A 15,151-nucleotide genomic window follows, 5' to 3' on the forward strand; every position below is an offset into this window, starting at 1 on the left:
CGCGGAAAAGACTCGGGCGGTGGTGTCGAGAACCCGCGGCCGGCTCCGTCCCCGTGGTGAAGGCGGCCACAATGGGGTCGCACCGGCACCAAGGAGAGCCACGATGGCCAAGTACCTGCTGCTCAAGCACTACCGCGGCGCACCGGCGGCGGTGAACGACGCACCCATGGACCAGTGGACCCCCCAGGAGATCACCGACCACATCCAGTACATGCACGACTTCGCCGCCCGACTGGAGAAGACCGGAGAGTTCGTCGACGCCCAGGCCCTCGCCCCCGAAGGCACCTGGGTCCGCTACGACGGCGAAGGCCGCCCACCCGTCACCGACGGCCCCTTCGCCGAGACCAAGGACCTCATCGCCGGCTGGATGATCATCGACGTCGACACCCACCCACGCGCCCTCGAACTCGCCGCAGAACTCTCCGCCGCCCCCGGCGCCGGCGGCAAGCCCATCCACGAATGGCTCGAACTCCGCCCCCTCCTCACCACCCCACCCACCACCACCGAATGACCACTCCCATCGACGAGGCCCGGATCCGTGGCCTCACGCCCGGCGTCCTCACCGTCCTCGTCCGCCGCGGAGCCGACTTCGCGGCGGCCGAGGACGCCGTCCAGGACGCGCTGGTCGAGGCCGTCCGGGTCTGGCCGGCCGACCCGCCGAGGGACCCGAAAGGCTGGCTGGTCACCGTGGCGTGGCGCAGGTTCCTGGACGCGACGCGCTCGGACACCGCCCGCCGCAGGCGTGAGGACCTCTTCGACCAGGAACCGGCGCCCGGGCCGACGCCCTCGACGGACGACACGCTCCAGCTGTACTTCCTGTGCGCCCACCCGTCGCTGACGCCTTCGTCCGCGGTCGCGCTCACGCTGCGCGCCGTGGGCGGGCTGACCACGCGCCAGATCGCGCAGGCGTACCTGGTGCCCGAGGCGACCATGGCGCAGCGCATCAGCCGCGCCAAGCGCACCGTCTCCGGCGTGCGGTTCGACCAGCCCGGTGACGTCGCGACCGTGCTGCGCGTCCTCTACCTGGTCTTCAACGAGGGCTACTCCGGTGACGTCGACCTCGTCGCCGAGGCCATCCGCCTCACCCGCCGCCTCGCGGCCGCGATCGACCACCCCGAGGTGGCGGGGCTCCTCGCCCTCATGCTGCTCCACCACGCGAGGCGCGCCGCCCGCACCGCGCCAGACGGCAGCCTGGTGCCGCTCGCGCGGCAGGACCGCGGCCGGTGGGACACCTCGGCGATCGCCGAGGGGATCGGCATCCTGCAGGCGGCACTCTCTCGCGACCGGCTGGGCGAGTTCCAGGCGCAGGCCGCCGTCGCGGCGCTGCACGCCGACGCTCCCACCGCCGAGGAGACCGACTGGGTGCAGATCGTCGAGTGGTACGACGAGTTGGCGCGCCTGACCGACAGCCCCGTCGTCCGGCTCAACCGCGCCGTGGCCGTCGGCGAGGCCGACGGGCCGCGCGCCGGTCTGGCGGCGCTCGCGGCACTTGACGGCTCTCTGCCCCGGTACGCCGCGGTCGCGGCCCACCTGCACGAGCGAGACGGTGACCTGGCCACGGCGGCACGGCTGTACGCCGAGGCGGCGCGGAAGGCGCCCAACCTGGCGGAGCGCGACCACCTGACCCGCCAGGCCGCCCGCCTCAACTCCCGCCGGAACCGCTGACGATGGTCGGGGCGCCGAACGCCCGCCGCCGACGCGACGGCGGAGGGGGGCCCTGCCCCTCCCAGGAGCCCCGGTCCCGGGCACGGCACGGCCTCCCACCGGGCGCCCGCCACGGGCAGAATGCCGGGTGCCGAACGGTCACCCACGAGGAACGTGAGAACGTGAGCCCTGCATCGCCGCTGGACGTGGCACGTGACTTCTGCGCCGGCTTCGGCCCCACCTACGAGGATGCCGTCGCCACCTGCAGGAAGCTCCTCCACACCGACGTCAGCCGGCGGTCGGTCACCGCCGACGACCGCCCCGTGGAGAGCCTCGCCGCAGTGCTGGACGACCTGCGCCGGGCCCGGGAGATCATGGGGGCCGAGGGCTTCGGCATCGACGTCCACCGCATCCGGGCCGACGGGGACCTCGTCCTCATGCGGCGGACCGACACCGTCCTGGACGCCGAGGGCGACCTGCTGCACACGCTCGACGTGATGTCGATGCTCCGTGTCGTGGACGGAAAGATCGTGTGGTCCAGGGAGTGCTTCTTCGACTCCCGGACGTTCGACGAGGCCCGGGGCGCCTCACACCGGCGACTGCCGGCCGTGCGCGCGCGGGGACCGGGCCCCGAGCCCGGAGTCGGGATGAATCTCGGCCGACATGGGCGCACTCTGGAGAGAGGCCTCGTCCCCAGGTGCCGAACGGCCCCCGGGCCGGCGCCGAGACCGGGGCGAGGGACGTCCCGGTGCGGTCGGTCACGTCAGGAACTCGACGTACCCGTCCGTTCCGTGCACGCGGATCCGCTGCCCGTCCCGGATCAGCCGCGTGGCCCGCTCCACTCCCACCACGGCAGGCAGACCGTACTCCCGGGCGATCACGGCGCCATGGGTCATCAGGCCTCCCACCTCCGTCACCAGACCCGCGATTCCGACGAACAGCGGCGACCAACTCGGGTCCGTGAAGGTCGTGACCAGGATGTCGCCCGCCTCCAGGTCGGCCTCGGCCATGTCGAGGATGACGCGGGCCCTGCCCTCGACGGTCCCCGCGGAGACGGGCAGGCCGGCCAGCGCGCCGTCCGGCACGTCGTCGCGCCGGTACGCCCCCATGAGGGCCTCGCCGTCCGAGGTGAGCACCCGGGGCGTCGTGAGCGCCTCGTACGACCGGAAGGCGTCCTTGCGCTGCCGGACGAGCTCTGCGTCCACCCGGTTCGAGCGCACGACGTCGTGGAACTCCTGGAAGGTGAGGTGGAAGACGTCCTCCTTCTCGGGGAGCACGCCGGTCCGCACGAGGCGTTCGGCCTCCGCCATCAGGGCCTGCTTGTAGATGAAGTAGCGGCTGACGATGCCGTACTTCGGATACTCCCGGTACCCGATGAAGGTGCGGACCCGGTCGATCATCCGCTTGGTCTCGTCGGCCTTGCGATCCCCGTCCGGCAGGTCCCGCAGGCGTGACAGCACCTCCTGTTCCTTCTCCCGCGCCTTCCGCCGCCCTTGCTCGAAGCGCCGCCCGGCGGCGCCAGGCTCGAAGTTCCTGACGTTGTCGAGGATCGCGGGCACGAGCGCGCTGGGACGCTCGCGCCAACGCGGCCTCGTGATGTCGATCTCGGCGACGCAGCGCATGCCGTAGCGGTCGAGGTACGCGTCGATGGCCTCGCGCGCCTCGGGCCCGCCCGCGAGCTTCGACAGCCCGTCCAGAAAACCCTCGTCCTCCACGCCCTCCAGGAACGCCACCACCTCCGCGTGCGGGCGGATCGCGTCCGCGACGTCGAGCAGCGCCAGCCCCATCTCCGACGTGATGTTGTCGGGGGCGGACAGCGTCAGCGTGTCAGCCGCGTTCTTCTCCCCCAGCCACTCCAGCAGCTTGTCGTTGAGCCACCACGTGGCCTCCATCCCCGCCATGATCGCCTGCATGTTCAGCGGGTCGCCGAGGACCCGCTTGTGCTCCTCGAAGGCCTCCAGCAGGAAGTCGAACAGCGCCGGTCCGGTCTTCGACCGGATGTCGCGCTCCAGGGCGGCGATCGACACCCGGCTGCGCTCGATCAGCTCGCGGACGACGGCCGGATCCGTCTCGATCGGAGCGGGCGCGCCTCCGGCCGGTACGCCCCCGGCCTGCGGCCCGACGGGGCCCGCGTCCGGGTGCGGCGGGACGAAGTCGTCGCGGTCGAGGACGGTCTCCAGGGCGTCCCTGACCAGCGGATCGCCCCTCCCCATGACCTCCAGGAGGGCGGCGCGGCTCGCGGGCGAGGCCAGCCGCCGGGTGGCGTCGACGAACAGCCTCCCGCCGGCCGCGTGCATCGGTGCCATGGCCGTCAACTGCCACATGGACAGCCCCAGGGGCTTCATGGCGTCCGTCATCATCTGCTGATGGCCGACGGAGACGTAGACGTGGTTCTCCTGGTCACCGGCCTCGGGGATGGGGAACAACGTGGTGATCGGCCGGCTCTGCACGACCTGGAACACGTCGTCGACCAGGCACCATTCGATGTCCTGGGGGCGGCCGAAGTGCGCCTCGATGCGCCGCCCGAGCTCCACGAGCCGCACGACCTGCGGATCCGTCAGCGCCGGCTCCTCCTGGCGCCGCTCTTCGACGGCCACTTCCCGGGTGCCGCCCTCCGGGACGGCGTGAACGGCCCGTTGTTTGGCGGCGATCGCCTTGGCGACGACTTCGCCGTCCCACACCGTGTAGACGTCCGGGTTGACCAGCCCGGAGACCAGGGCCTCGCCGAGGCCGAAAGCGGCGTCGACGGTGGCGGCCTTCCGGTTGCCCGTGACGGGGTCGGCCGTGAACAGGACGCCGGAAGCGTCCGGAACGACCATCTGCTGCACGACCACGGCCATGTGGACGGTGCGGTGGTCGATGCCGTTCCGCCGGCGGTAGGTCACGGCCCGTTCCGTGAACAGCGAGGCCCAGCAGCGGCTGACGTGCCGCAGGATCGCCGCGGCCCCCACCACGTTGAGATACGTGTCCTGTTGTCCGGCGAAGGAGGCCGTCGGCAGGTCCTCCGCCGTCGCGCTCGATCGGACGGCGTAGGCGGCCTGCTCGCCGACACCGGCCAGGGCCCGGGTGATCGCCGCCGCGAGATCGTCCGGGATGGCGACCGCCTCGATGGCCCGGCGGATCTGCGCGCTGAGTGTGCGGACCGCCTCCCGGTCGTCCGGGTCCAGGCGCGACAGCTGATCGAGCCGGTCGTCGACCGACGGCGCCTCCGCGATGATCCGCCGGAAGGCGTCCGTCGTCACACAGAAGCCGTCCGGGACGCGGACCCCCTCGATCCGCGACAGCCCGCCCAAGTGCGCGCCCTTGCCGCCGACGAACGCGACGTGCCGTTCGTCGACCTCTTGGAGATCCACCACGTACTGCTCAGTCACTGCGATCCCTCCGAGGCGGCCGTGCCCGCCACCTCCAGCTTCGTCGAACCTCTTGCCGAGCATGTCCCCCGGTGCTCCGTACGCCGGCAGCCCGGTGATCCCGGCGTCGGCTGACGATTGTGCGCCGTGACCGGGGCCTTGCGGCAAGCCCCCCAGTGCGCTATAAGTTGAGAGTGGCAAGGAGAGGACTCTCCTTGCCTTTGTTGTTTGCCGTGCGGCCGATCGACGAACGCCGCCGCGCAGGCCGGGCGGTTTCCCGCTGCTCGGCCTTGCGCCCGCGCGGCAGGGCGTGGGCGACGCACACCGCGGCGAGAGCGGTGAGCACGATGAGCCGGCCCCCGGGCCAGGCCCACCGGGAGCGGGAGGCGGTGACCTGGCCGGCGCGGAGGGCGGGCTCTGGTCGTCGGAGGCGAGCGGCCGCAGGACGACGCCCGTGTCCCGACGTGCCCCGGCCCCCCACCGGCACGCCCTCCCGGGCGGTGCTCGTCATGGCTTCCTGGACGGCGGCCCACACCACGTACGGCGTGGCGCACCCGGCAGGCGCCCGGCTCCGACTCGCCCTGCCGCCGGGCACGGAGGAGGCCCCGGCAGCGGCGTGGCGGCTGCGTACCGTCGACTGCGCCGCCCCCGAGGCCTTCCGGCTGCGCACCGCCGCCTTCCGGGGCCCGGGCCCCCTCGTACGGTCAGGTCAGCCGGCCGGGGCCGGCGGCCTCGACCTGCACGAGGGGGCCCTGCACGTCGTCACCGGCGACGGCTGGAGCCCGCCGCCGGACTGACGGCGGTGGCGCCGGTCACTTCGTGGCGTAGACCGCCGTGTACCCACCGATGAGGGGGCGGGCGCCGGTCTGGGCGAACCCGGCCTCCGTCAGCCACCGCGTCGCGTCCGCGACGGTGTACTCCGAGCCTCCCTCCGTGTCGATGAGCATGTTCAGCGAGAGCATGAAGCCGTAGGTGTTGTGGCGCCGGTCGTCGTCGATCATGGCGTCGTAGACGATCAGGGTGCCGCCCTCGGGCAGGGCGTCGTAGGCCTTGCGAAGGAGGAACCGCCGCTGCTCGACGTTCCAGTCGTGGAGGATCTGGCCCATGACGTAGACGTCCGCAGGAGGGAGCGGGTCGGAGAAGAAGTCGCCCCCCTGGAAGGAGAGCCGGCCGGAGAGGCCGTGCGCGGCAACGTACTCCTCGAACACCGGTCGCACCGGGGGAAGTTCGAAGACGGTTCCGGTCATCTCGGGGTGGGATCGCAGCACCGCGGCGGGTACGGCCCCCAGTGCGCCGCCGAGGTCGGCCACGTGCCGGCGGCCGGTCCAGTCGAAGTCGGCGGCGAGCGCTGCGGCGAGGGGGGTGCTGACGCCGTTCATGCCGTTGAGGAAGTTGCGCCAGGCGGTGGGGTCCTGGCTGAGCGTCGCGAAGAACGGAGCCCCGGTGTGGGTGACTTCGTTCTGCTGGATGCCCGTGCGCAGGGCGTCGGTGAGGTTGTCCCAGAAGCCGAAGAGGCGGGCGTCGGCCATCTCCAGGATTCCGCCGACATAGGAGGGCTTGGCCCGGTCCAGGAAGAGGTCCGCCGCGGGGCTGTTGCGGTAGACGCCGTCGTCGTCGCGGTTCAGCAGTCCCAGCGACACCAGGGCGTCGAGGAAGTCCGCGGAGGACCTCGGGTGGAGGCCCACCTCGCCGGCGAGGGACGCGCCGTCCCGGCCGCCGGCCGCCAGGACGGTGAAGATCTGCAACTCCACCGCGCTCAGCAGGGTCTTCGAAGCCATGAACCCCAGGCCCAGCTGAAGGATCGGCTCAGGTGTGATCGGTTCGCCGACGGTCATAGGTGTCTCCATTCGTTCGGCAACGGATTCTCGGGTCGGTCAGGTGCGGCGGCGCAAGGGGCGCCTCGCACACGGGGTGCTCAGAGGGTCTTGACCTGGCCGCCGTCGATGACCACCTCGGCGCCGGTGATGTTCCCCGCCGCCGGCGAGGCCAGGAACAGGACGAGGTCGGCGACCTCCTGCGGCTCGGTGATCCGGCCCGAGGTGATGCCCATGCTCTGGGGCACGACGACGTCCAGGGCCTCCTGGGCCGTGGTTCCGGCGGCCGCGGCGGTGGCGTCCGCGAACGCGCCCGGGGCCGTCCAGAACGGGGTGCGGACCGGGCCGGGAGAGATCGTGTTGACGCGGACGCCCTTCGGCCCGAACTCCTCGGACAGCGACTTGCCGAAGTTGTGCAGCGCGGCCTTGGCCGCCGAGTAGTCCACGACCATCGGGAAGGGCAACCGGGCGTTGATGGAGCCGATGTTGACGATCGCCGCGCCCTCGGCGCCGACCAGGTGGGGCAGTGCGGCGCGGCTGGCGCGGACGGCGCTGAAGAAGGTCAGGTCGAAGATCCGCTGCCAGTCGGCGTCGCCGATCTCCAGGAACCCGCCGCGCGGTTCGGCGGCCCCGACGTTGTTGACGAGGATGTCGATCCGGTGGTGACGCTCCGCGGCATGGCGGACCAGCGTCTCGGCCCCGTCCGGGGTCGCAAGGTCGACGGGCACGACCGTGACGTCGTACTCGGCGGCCAGCGCGTCGAGTTCGGGCGTCGAGGCGCGGCTGCCGGCGACGACGCGGACGCCTTCGCGGGCCATCGCCTCGACGACGGCCAGACCGATGCCCTTGCTCGCGCCGGTGACGACGGCGACCTTGTCCTTGAGATGGAGTTCCATGACAATCCTTTGTGGAGTAATCGATACAGAATCACGACGTGCGGAGGCCCGGCCCGGTCGTCGTGCCCGGGATCGGCCCGCCCGCGGTCAGTCCAGGGCGCACATCGCCACGGCGAGGGCGTCCTGGACGAAGGAGCGCCCGAGCCGGGCTCTGCCCACGACCCGGAGCCCCTGGACGAATGTGGTCAGAAAGCGGGCGAGTTCGACCGGGTCCTTGCCCGGCGGCAGATCGCCCCGCGACTTCGCCCGGTCCAGGGCGCCCGCGAGCGCCGACTCGACCCGGCACAGGGCCGCGACGGCCCGCTCGGCCACCGAGGGCCCGGCACCGTCGCCGCCCGCCTCGCCCGCCTCGCCCGCCGCGCCGGAGCCCCGCGAGGGGTCCGCCCGATCGGCCTCGATCATGGCGACGAGGACCTGTCGCACGGCGGGCCGGATCTCGGCCGCGTGCTCGAGGATCTTCACCAGGTCCTCCACCTGGAGGGCGGAGCAACGTTCGAGGGCGCGGAGAGAGAACTGCTCCTTCGAACCGAAGGCCTCGTAGAAGCCGAGGCTTCCGATCGACAGCACGTCGAGGAGGTCCTGCAGGGAGGTGCCGGTGTAGCCGCGCCGCCAGAACAGGTCCATCGCCCTGTCGACCGACCGGTCGACGTCGAAATCCCCGTTCCGTCCCATGTCGGAAGCCTAACACAATTGTGGATTGCCCAATAAAGTATGCGGGAGTGCGACCGAAGGACCGGCTCTGACCTGCGGCGATCGAGCTTCCGCGTCGAGAGGGGCCGCGGGGCGCGAGCCCCGTGCGGCCGGGCATCGACGCGCGCCCCAAGCTGCCGCGAACCCGCCGCCGCGTATCACGCGTACCGCGCCTTCCGCAGCGCTACGCGCACGCGGTGACCGGGGTCAGAGGGAGGCCAGCCAGGCCGCGGTCTCCTCGGGGCGGCCGAAGCGGTGGGTGTCCAGGGGCGCGAAGCGGGGATCGCCGGTGCGGCGTTCGATCTCCCGACGACGGCCCGTGTGCTGGGACCATGCCCACCAGGCCGGATGCTCCCGGCTGAGCCAGCCGGTCCAGGATTCCCGGTTGCCCCCGAAGAGCGCCTCGCGGGTGACGGTGCGCCGTACGGACCGGCGTAGGACGCGGGGCATGACGACGCGCCGGGGGTAGTCCAGCCACACCACGGTGTCGGCACGCCCCCACAGCAGATCGCGGACCTCGGGGTAGCCGAGGGAGTCCACGACCCAGCGGCGACCGTCGGCGATCCTCGCCACGTCCTCGGAGAACGCGCCGTTCACCGCCCAGCCGGGGCCGTTGAAGTACAGCCCGTCCATCTCGTGGTAAGGCACGCCCAGTCGACCTCCCAAGGCACGCGCGAGCGTGGACTTGCCCGCACCCGTGACGCCCACCACCAAGATCCGCTCCACGAGCGTGCACCCTATCCCCGGTCACCGCGGCGCAGACAGCGGTTAATGCCTTGCTCCGGTGCCGCCCATTCCTGATCATGGGCCGGATGCGATGTCTTCCCGCCACCGCGGACCCCACCGCCCTCGACCGCGCCGCCGCGTACCCCGCCGACGGTCCCGTCGTCGCCCTGACCGCCGAACGCGTGCACGAGGAACTGGCCGCCGACCGGTTCCGCCCGGAGTGGACCTGGCTCGCCGAGGACGAGGACGGACAGGTCCTCGCCCGCGCCCTCTGGTGGGGGCGCGCCGACAGTGAGCGGCCGATCGCCCTCGACTGCCTCCAGGTACGTTCCACGGTCGCCGATCCGGTCGCCGTCGCCACCGCGCTCCTCGACGCCGGGCACTCCGCTTTCGGCACGCGCCCCCTGTACAACCTGTCCCTCCCCGCGGACTGGCAGAGCCACCCGGCACTGACCGAGGCGGTCGCCTGGCGGCGTGAAGCAGCCCTGCGCACGGGGCTGGGCCGGGAGATCCAGCGACTGCGCTACGAGTGGACACCGGCGGCCGGACTGCCCGCGGCGGGCGGCCGGCTGACGTTCCGCGCGGGCGGCGACGAGGAGTTCCTGGAGGCCTTCGTCCGGGTGTCGGCCGGGAGCCTCGACCAGGCGACCCTCGACGAACTGCGCACGAAGGACGCGGGGCAACTGGCCGAGGAGGACCTGCGGTTCTACCTGGACTGCCCCGGTGAGCGCTCCTGGTGGCGGCTCGCGGAACTCCCCGGCGGCGCCCTCGCCGGTCTGGCCGTCCCCTCCGCGACACCGTACAACCGCAACGTCGGTTACCTCGGCGTCGTACCCGAACTGCGCGGCCGGGGCCTGATCGACGAGATCCTCGCCGAGATCACCCGCTTCCACGCCTCCGAAGGCGCCGAGCGCATCACGGCGACGACGGACACCACGAACGTCCCGATGGCCGCCGCCTTCGACCGCGCCGGCTACAAGGTGACGGAGATCCGCATGGTGCTGGAGGCTCCCGGGAACGCGTGACCCGACGACGGGACGCCGGTCGGGACGCCGTGTCCGCTTGCCGCCCGCCGTCGCGTCCGGAGTACCGGGGGCATCTAGCACAACCGTGCGTGCGCCACACGTGCTTCCGCGCGCCCCATCCCTCATTCGGGTGGTGACTGGCATCATTGCTCGTCATGACGTCCGGGCCTGCCTTCCGTCTCGCGCGCGCCGCCGTGTTCGCGGCCGTGTGCGTGGCGGTGACGGGTCTCGGTCACGCCCTGATGTCGCGCGCCGTTCCGGTCTGGGCGGTGGGGTACGCGTTCGCCGCCGCGACCGCCGGGGCGTGGTGGCTGGCCGGTCGCCGTGAACGCGGTGCTCCGGCGATCACCGTGGCGACCGTGGCGACCCAGTTCGCCCTGCACGGCTGGTTCGATCTCGCCCAGGCCTTCGCCACCGCCCCGGCGGGCGTCGGCGGGATGACCGCGGGCCATCCGGTCCCGGCCACGGACGCCATGCCCATGGCCACCGCCGCCATGGACGACGGGCCCATCGGCATGGTCTCCGCCCACGCCCTGGCCGCGGTGCTGTGCGGCCTGTGGCTGTGGCGGGGCGAGGCCGCGGCCTTCCAGCTCGCCCGCTCGCTGGCCGTCTCCCTCTTCGCCCCCTTGCGCCCGGTCCTACACGTCCCGGCCGCCTTCAGCCCGCCGGCCCCCGCGAGGCCGGCGTCCTTCCTCGCTTCTCCCCGCCTGCCCCGGCAGGTGGCCCTGTGGCACGGCGTCACCCGCCGCGGTCCACCGAAGCCGGCGATCTCCTTCTGACCGTCCGTCTCGCGCCGGCGCGATGACGGACGCAGTCCGGCGTGCCCTGAGGCACTGCCCGCCCGGCGCCTCCACGCGCTCCGGGGGCGGCAGGCCCGGCACGCCGTACCGCCGTAGAGGCGGACCGAATCGTCGACTTCGCGAGCGCCCGCGCCCGCGCCCTGCGCGCCGGGTGCCGAATGGGGATGCACACATGTCTTCGACACAGGAACACGCGCCCAGAGACGACCGCGAGGAGGCCGTGGCGGAGGCCGTCCGTCCCGCCGTGGCCCCGGACCCTCAAGGGACCGGCCCCTCCCAGCCGGGCCGTTCATGGAGCGGCATACGAGCGCTGCTCGTGCGCCTGCACTTCTACGCGGGGGTGTTCGTGGCCCCCTTCCTCCTCGTGGCCGCGCTCACCGGGCTGGCCTACACCCTGACGCCCCAGCTCGACCGGCTCGTCTACGGCGACCAGCTCACCGTGGCGAAGGCCGGCGGCGAACAGCGCCCGCTGGCGGAGCAGATCGCGGCGGCCCGGCAGGCACATCCGGAGGGCACGCTCGCCTCGGTGATCACCCCTCCCGGCCCGGAGGACACCACGCGAGTGGTGCTGTCCCTGCCGGAGTTGGGCGAGAAGCAGCGCACGGTGTTCGTCGACCCCTACACCGCCGAGGTCAAGGGGGACCTCACGACGTGGTTCGGCTCGACGCCGCTGACCACGTGGCTGGACGACCTGCACCGCAATCTTCACCTCGGTGAGACCGGCCGCATGTACTCGGAACTCGCCGCCAGCTGGCTGTGGGTGATCGTGGCGGGCGGTCTCGTCCTGTGGCTCGGACGCGCCCGCGGACAGCACGCCAGGTCGGCCCGCGGCGTCCTCCTGCCGGACCGCTCCGCCCGCGGCGTACGGCGCACTCGCGGCCGGCACGCGGCCACCGGCGTCTGGATCGCCGTCGGCCTCCTGGCCCTCAGCGCCACCGGCCTGACGTGGTCCCACTACGCGGGGGACCGGTTCGGTCAGCTGCTGGACGCGGCCAAGGGGCACGCGCCCGAACTGGAGACGGCACTTCCCGGCGTAGCCGCCCCGGCGGAGGGCGAGCACGCGGGGCACGCCGGACACGACGCGGGCCAGGGCGCCGCATCGGCGGACCCCGCCGACTTCGACGCGGTCCTCGCGGTGGCCCGCGACGCCGGGCTGGGCGGCCGGGTGGAGCTGACGCCGCCCGCGGACGCGGAGAGCGCGTGGACGGTGGCCCAGGACGACGGCCTCTGGCCGGTCCACTACGACCAGGTCGCCGTCGACGCCGCCACGGGCGAGGTCACCTCCGAGAGCCGGTGGGCGGACTACCCGGTCCTGGCCAAGCTCAGCAAGCTCGGCGTCCAGGCCCACATGGGGCTGCTCTTCGGCGTCGTCAACCAGATCCTGCTGGCACTGATCGCGCTCGGGCTGATCTGCGTCATCGTGTGGGGCTACCGCATGTGGTGGCAGCGCAGGCCCACCCGTGACGACCGCACGGCGGCACTCGGCAGGGCCCCGGCACGGGGGACGTGGCGGCAGGTGCCCCTGCCGGTCCTGATCGTCGGCGTCCCGCTGGCCGCCGCCCTCGGCTGGGCGCTGCCTCTCCTGGGCTTCACCCTGCTCGCCTTCCTGGTCGTGGACGTGCTGATCGGTCTCGTCCGGCGGGGCCGCCGGGCCGCCTAGCGCCGAGGGGGAAGCGGTACGCCGTTCGCCTGCGGTCCGACGCGCTCACTGCGCCGGTCCGCAGGCGACGGGTCGGGGTGATCGGTGAAGCCCAGCGCCCGGTGGAGCGGTTCGCCTTCGGCGGAGGCGTACAGGTCACACGGGCGACGTCGCGCGCACGGAACCAGTCGAGCATGAACCGCCTGATGGCCCCGCCCACCATGGACGGGGCCGTCAGGCACGCGGAGCGGGCAGGCGCCGGAGGCGGCCTTCGCCGCCTCGAACCGGGCCACGACGTCGTTCCAGTTGACGAGGTCCCAGAGCTTGGTGACGTAGTCCGGCCGGACGTTCTTGTACTGCAGGCAGTAGGCGTGCTCCCAGGCGTCGAAGACCAGGAGGTGCCCTGGCCGACGTTGCTGTCGAGGAGTTGATATGTGGCGTCCGCGGGTGCGGGCTGCCTCCTGGTCAGGTCCCGGTCGCGGTCAGCGGCACTCCGGCCACAGAGGCAGCCCGCGGCCGAGTGTCTGCACACGGCCCGCTAGCATCCCTGGCCATGGTGAGGCGGGGGTGGCGGCTCGGTGTCGCGGCAGGGGTGGCGGTGCTAACGGCGTTCTGCGCCTCCGGCCCGGAACCTTGGGAGGTCGTCCGCACGGCGTCGGATCTCGGTCCCCTTCCGGCCGACCGCTACGGCTTGACCTCACGTGACCACCAGCGATCCCAGCGGGCATCGGCACTGCTCGTCCGTCAGTGCATGGCGGACCGCGGGCATCCGGAATTCCCGCTCGACCCCCGCTACCCCGACACCTCCGGCGTCACCAGGGCCGTCGGCACGGTCGTCATCACCGACTACGGCGTCCTCGATCCGGACGACGCCCGCCGCTGGGGCTACGGCTGGGACCCGGCGACGGCGGAGGCCTCCCGGCCGAAGGGCCGCCGCATGACCGACGCCGAATACGCGGACTGGCCCGACTGCAGCGCCGAAGCGAGCCGGCGGCTGGTGCGCGGCATCGACCTCACCGGCGACTGGCTCTACGCGGCCGGACGAATGGTCGAGGTGAACAGGGCGGTCAAGCGCGACCCGCGCCTGCGGGCCGCCTGGGACACGTGGTCCCGCTGCATGGCGGCGGAGGGATTCACCCGCTATCCGGACCCCGCCGCGGCGTACGGGGACCGCTCGTGGCACCGCGGCAGCGACGGCAACACCCGCCACACGGAGCGGGAACGGGCCACGGCCGTCGCTGACGTCGCCTGCAAGCACCGCCATCGTACGCCCGAACTCTGGCACGCCGTACGGGCGGAGAAGCAGGCCGCGGACATCTCACGCCACCGCGACCGCTACGCCGCCGCCCTGCGCGCACTGCGCACCTACCGGGCCAACATCGACGAGGCGCTGCGGGGCCCGGGCCGGCGCCCTGCCTGACGTCGGCCCGGATCCGCCCGCGGCATCACGGCCGTCAATGGTCGTCCCAGTGCCCTTGGTGGGCCGCGTGACGGTGCCCGTCGTGGATGTAGTCGTTGTGGTCGCCATGCGGCACGGAGACGTGGCCGCAGCCCTCCGCGTGCCGGTGCGCGTGGTCCTCGTGAACCGCGTGGGCCGGGGCGACGCACTCGTCGACGTGCCCGTCGTGGGTCCGGTGGATGTGCCCGTCGTGGGCGTAGTCGGTGTGGTCCCCGTGCGGCACGGAGACGTGGCCGCAGCCTTCGCCGTGGATGTGCGTGTGCCGGTCGTGCGGGCTGTGCGGGCTTGCGCTCGTCATCTGGGCTCCTTCCATGGCGCCTCGCAGGTGCACGAGCCGCCGGGTGCCGAGTGCCGGGTGCCGGTGCCGGCGAAGCGGTCACCACCCGGTGAGCATCACACTTACTGACATATACCCGTTTTCGCCGCCGAGGCCAGTCACCCTGAGTAACGGTCTCGCCGGCCACCGTCGACCCCACCGCCGACGCGTACGGGCGGACGGGACGGGGCGGGGCGGGGCGGGTCATTTCGAGGCCCCGACACTGCTGCCCCAGACAGCCAGGGGCGCGACCTCCGGCTCGGCCCGCCCGGAAAGGCCCGGCAGGTCGTCCGGGTCCGCCCAGGCGAGGCGGCTCCGCTCGCCGTCGGCCGGAAATCTCCCGACGATCGGGGCGAGGTGGCCGGAAGCCACCTAGGCACCACCGAACGGCAACGCATGGGGGAAACGGAACCGGTCGAACACCGAAGCTGCCCGGCTTGTTCGTCGTGCCACACATAGAACGTCGCGACCCCCGCGAAGGCTCGTTCGCGAAGGCGTTCACGGATGGCAGCGGCAGTCCGCTCGAAGGCCGCGACCACCTCGGCGACGGACAACGAGCCCCCGCCCTCTTCCGCCGCACTCAACCACCAGGTGTTGACCTCCACCTCCACCCTCCGGTCGGCCGGTTCCAGCACCAGGGGCTCGTGCGCCACCTCGTCGATCCACGTCAAGAGCACCACAGCAGTATCCGGGCCCGGTCGCATGCGGCGAACGGTCCCCGGGGCTCCCTTGCCCACCCCCCGACGAAACTGGTATTCATTTTCATCTAAGCTGCCCGGGTGCGTACGGCCC

Annotated in this window: 13 protein-coding genes and 2 pseudogenes; 8 read left to right on the forward strand and 7 right to left on the reverse strand. The window is 72.6% G+C overall.

Annotated features, from left to right (window positions below):
- The first annotated feature begins 103 nt into the window (after positions 1–103).
- The 3 genes and pseudogenes from B085_RS0122345 to B085_RS52000 form a co-directional block, all read left to right on the forward strand.
- Positions 104–511 carry a YciI family protein gene (locus B085_RS0122345; RefSeq protein WP_018560820.1) on the forward strand — a complete coding sequence of 136 codons (408 nt, stop codon included), beginning with the start codon at positions 104–106 and terminating at the stop codon, positions 509–511.
- Between the two features lie 8 nt (positions 512–519).
- A complete protein-coding gene (locus tag B085_RS0122350; protein WP_026251318.1) occupies positions 520–1,665 on the forward strand; it encodes an RNA polymerase sigma factor in 1,146 nt (381 codons plus the stop codon).
- A 353-nt stretch (positions 1,666–2,018) separates the two neighbouring features.
- Positions 2,019–2,189: pseudogene (locus B085_RS52000) on the forward strand (limonene-1,2-epoxide hydrolase family protein); the annotation flags it as partial.
- A 213-nt stretch (positions 2,190–2,402) separates the two neighbouring features.
- On the opposite strand, the gene rph reads toward B085_RS52000, so the two are convergent.
- Entirely contained in the window at positions 2,403–5,015 is a 2,613-nt protein-coding gene (rph, locus tag B085_RS0122360) for a rifamycin-inactivating phosphotransferase (RefSeq protein WP_018560823.1), read from the reverse strand.
- Positions 5,016–5,503: 488 nt separating this feature from the next.
- Between rph and B085_RS0122365 the strand changes: the two genes are divergently transcribed.
- Entirely contained in the window at positions 5,504–5,791 is a 288-nt protein-coding gene (locus B085_RS0122365; protein ID WP_158689802.1) for a hypothetical protein, read from the forward strand.
- A gap of 15 nt (positions 5,792–5,806) precedes the next feature.
- Here the strand turns inward: B085_RS0122365 and B085_RS0122370 are convergent, their stop codons facing one another.
- The 4 genes from B085_RS0122370 to B085_RS0122385 all read right to left on the reverse strand — a co-directional run bounded on the left by B085_RS0122370 (position 5,807) and on the right by B085_RS0122385 (position 9,120).
- Positions 5,807–6,829, reverse strand: coding sequence for a methyltransferase (locus B085_RS0122370; protein ID WP_018560825.1), 1,023 nt, complete (start codon positions 6,827–6,829; stop codon positions 5,807–5,809).
- A gap of 80 nt (positions 6,830–6,909) precedes the next feature.
- Positions 6,910–7,704, reverse strand: coding sequence for an SDR family NAD(P)-dependent oxidoreductase (locus B085_RS0122375; protein ID WP_018560826.1), 795 nt, complete (start codon positions 7,702–7,704; stop codon positions 6,910–6,912).
- 87 nt (positions 7,705–7,791) lie between these two features.
- Complete coding sequence (locus B085_RS0122380; protein ID WP_018560827.1) at positions 7,792–8,376, reverse strand: TetR/AcrR family transcriptional regulator; 585 nt, start codon at positions 8,374–8,376, stop codon at positions 7,792–7,794.
- Positions 8,377–8,601: 225 nt separating this feature from the next.
- On the reverse strand, positions 8,602–9,120 hold the full coding sequence (locus B085_RS0122385; protein WP_018560828.1) for a hypothetical protein: 519 nt from the start codon (positions 9,118–9,120) through the stop codon (positions 8,602–8,604).
- A gap of 86 nt (positions 9,121–9,206) precedes the next feature.
- On the opposite strand from B085_RS0122385, the gene B085_RS0122390 reads away from it, so the two are divergent.
- The 3 genes from B085_RS0122390 (at position 9,207) to B085_RS0122400 (ending at position 12,605) form a co-directional block, all read left to right on the forward strand.
- Positions 9,207–10,145 carry a GNAT family N-acetyltransferase gene (locus B085_RS0122390; RefSeq protein ID WP_018560829.1) on the forward strand — a complete coding sequence of 313 codons (939 nt, stop codon included), beginning with the start codon at positions 9,207–9,209 and terminating at the stop codon, positions 10,143–10,145.
- A 155-nt stretch (positions 10,146–10,300) separates the two neighbouring features.
- Complete coding sequence (locus tag B085_RS0122395) at positions 10,301–10,924, forward strand: hypothetical protein (protein WP_018560830.1); 624 nt, start codon at positions 10,301–10,303, stop codon at positions 10,922–10,924.
- Between the two features lie 193 nt (positions 10,925–11,117).
- Positions 11,118–12,605: a PepSY-associated TM helix domain-containing protein gene (locus B085_RS0122400; RefSeq protein WP_026251321.1), complete on the forward strand. Its 1,488-nt coding sequence runs from the start codon at positions 11,118–11,120 to the stop codon at positions 12,603–12,605.
- 245 nt (positions 12,606–12,850) lie between these two features.
- Here the strand turns inward: B085_RS0122400 and B085_RS47305 are convergent.
- A pseudogene (locus B085_RS47305) lies at positions 12,851–12,982 on the reverse strand (Fe-Mn family superoxide dismutase); the annotation flags it as partial.
- Positions 12,983–13,335: 353 nt separating this feature from the next.
- Here B085_RS47305 and B085_RS0122410 point away from each other — a divergent pair.
- Positions 13,336–14,004: a hypothetical protein gene (locus B085_RS0122410; RefSeq protein ID WP_018560833.1), complete on the forward strand. Its 669-nt coding sequence runs from the start codon at positions 13,336–13,338 to the stop codon at positions 14,002–14,004.
- A gap of 34 nt (positions 14,005–14,038) precedes the next feature.
- Here the strand turns inward: B085_RS0122410 and B085_RS0122415 are convergent, their stop codons facing one another.
- On the reverse strand, positions 14,039–14,341 hold the full coding sequence (locus tag B085_RS0122415) for a hypothetical protein (RefSeq protein ID WP_018560834.1): 303 nt from the start codon (positions 14,339–14,341) through the stop codon (positions 14,039–14,041).
- Positions 14,342–15,151 lie beyond the last annotated feature (810 nt).

The sequence above is a fragment of the Streptomyces sp. BoleA5 genome (assembly GCF_000373665.1).
Lineage (GTDB): Bacteria > Actinomycetota > Actinomycetes > Streptomycetales > Streptomycetaceae > Actinacidiphila.

Bases quoted from the DNA above. Each gene is read 5' to 3' on its own strand.
- B085_RS0122410 (WP_018560833.1), top strand. From the start codon at position 13,336: ATGGCGGACCGCGGGCATCCGGAATTCCCGCTCGACCCCCGCTACCCC.
- B085_RS0122375 (WP_018560826.1), bottom strand. From the start codon at position 7,704: ATGGAACTCCATCTCAAGGACAAGGTCGCCGTCGTCACCGGCGCGAGC.
- B085_RS0122400 (WP_026251321.1), top strand. From the start codon at position 11,118: ATGTCTTCGACACAGGAACACGCGCCCAGAGACGACCGCGAGGAGGCC.
- B085_RS0122415 (WP_018560834.1), bottom strand. From the start codon at position 14,341: ATGACGAGCGCAAGCCCGCACAGCCCGCACGACCGGCACACGCACATC.
- B085_RS0122380 (WP_018560827.1), bottom strand. From the start codon at position 8,376: ATGGGACGGAACGGGGATTTCGACGTCGACCGGTCGGTCGACAGGGCG.
- B085_RS0122390 (WP_018560829.1), top strand. From the start codon at position 9,207: ATGCGATGTCTTCCCGCCACCGCGGACCCCACCGCCCTCGACCGCGCC.
- B085_RS0122365 (WP_158689802.1), top strand. From the start codon at position 5,504: ATGGCTTCCTGGACGGCGGCCCACACCACGTACGGCGTGGCGCACCCG.
- B085_RS0122395 (WP_018560830.1), top strand. From the start codon at position 10,301: ATGACGTCCGGGCCTGCCTTCCGTCTCGCGCGCGCCGCCGTGTTCGCG.
- B085_RS0122345 (WP_018560820.1), top strand. From the start codon at position 104: ATGGCCAAGTACCTGCTGCTCAAGCACTACCGCGGCGCACCGGCGGCG.
- B085_RS0122370 (WP_018560825.1), bottom strand. From the start codon at position 6,829: ATGACCGTCGGCGAACCGATCACACCTGAGCCGATCCTTCAGCTGGGC.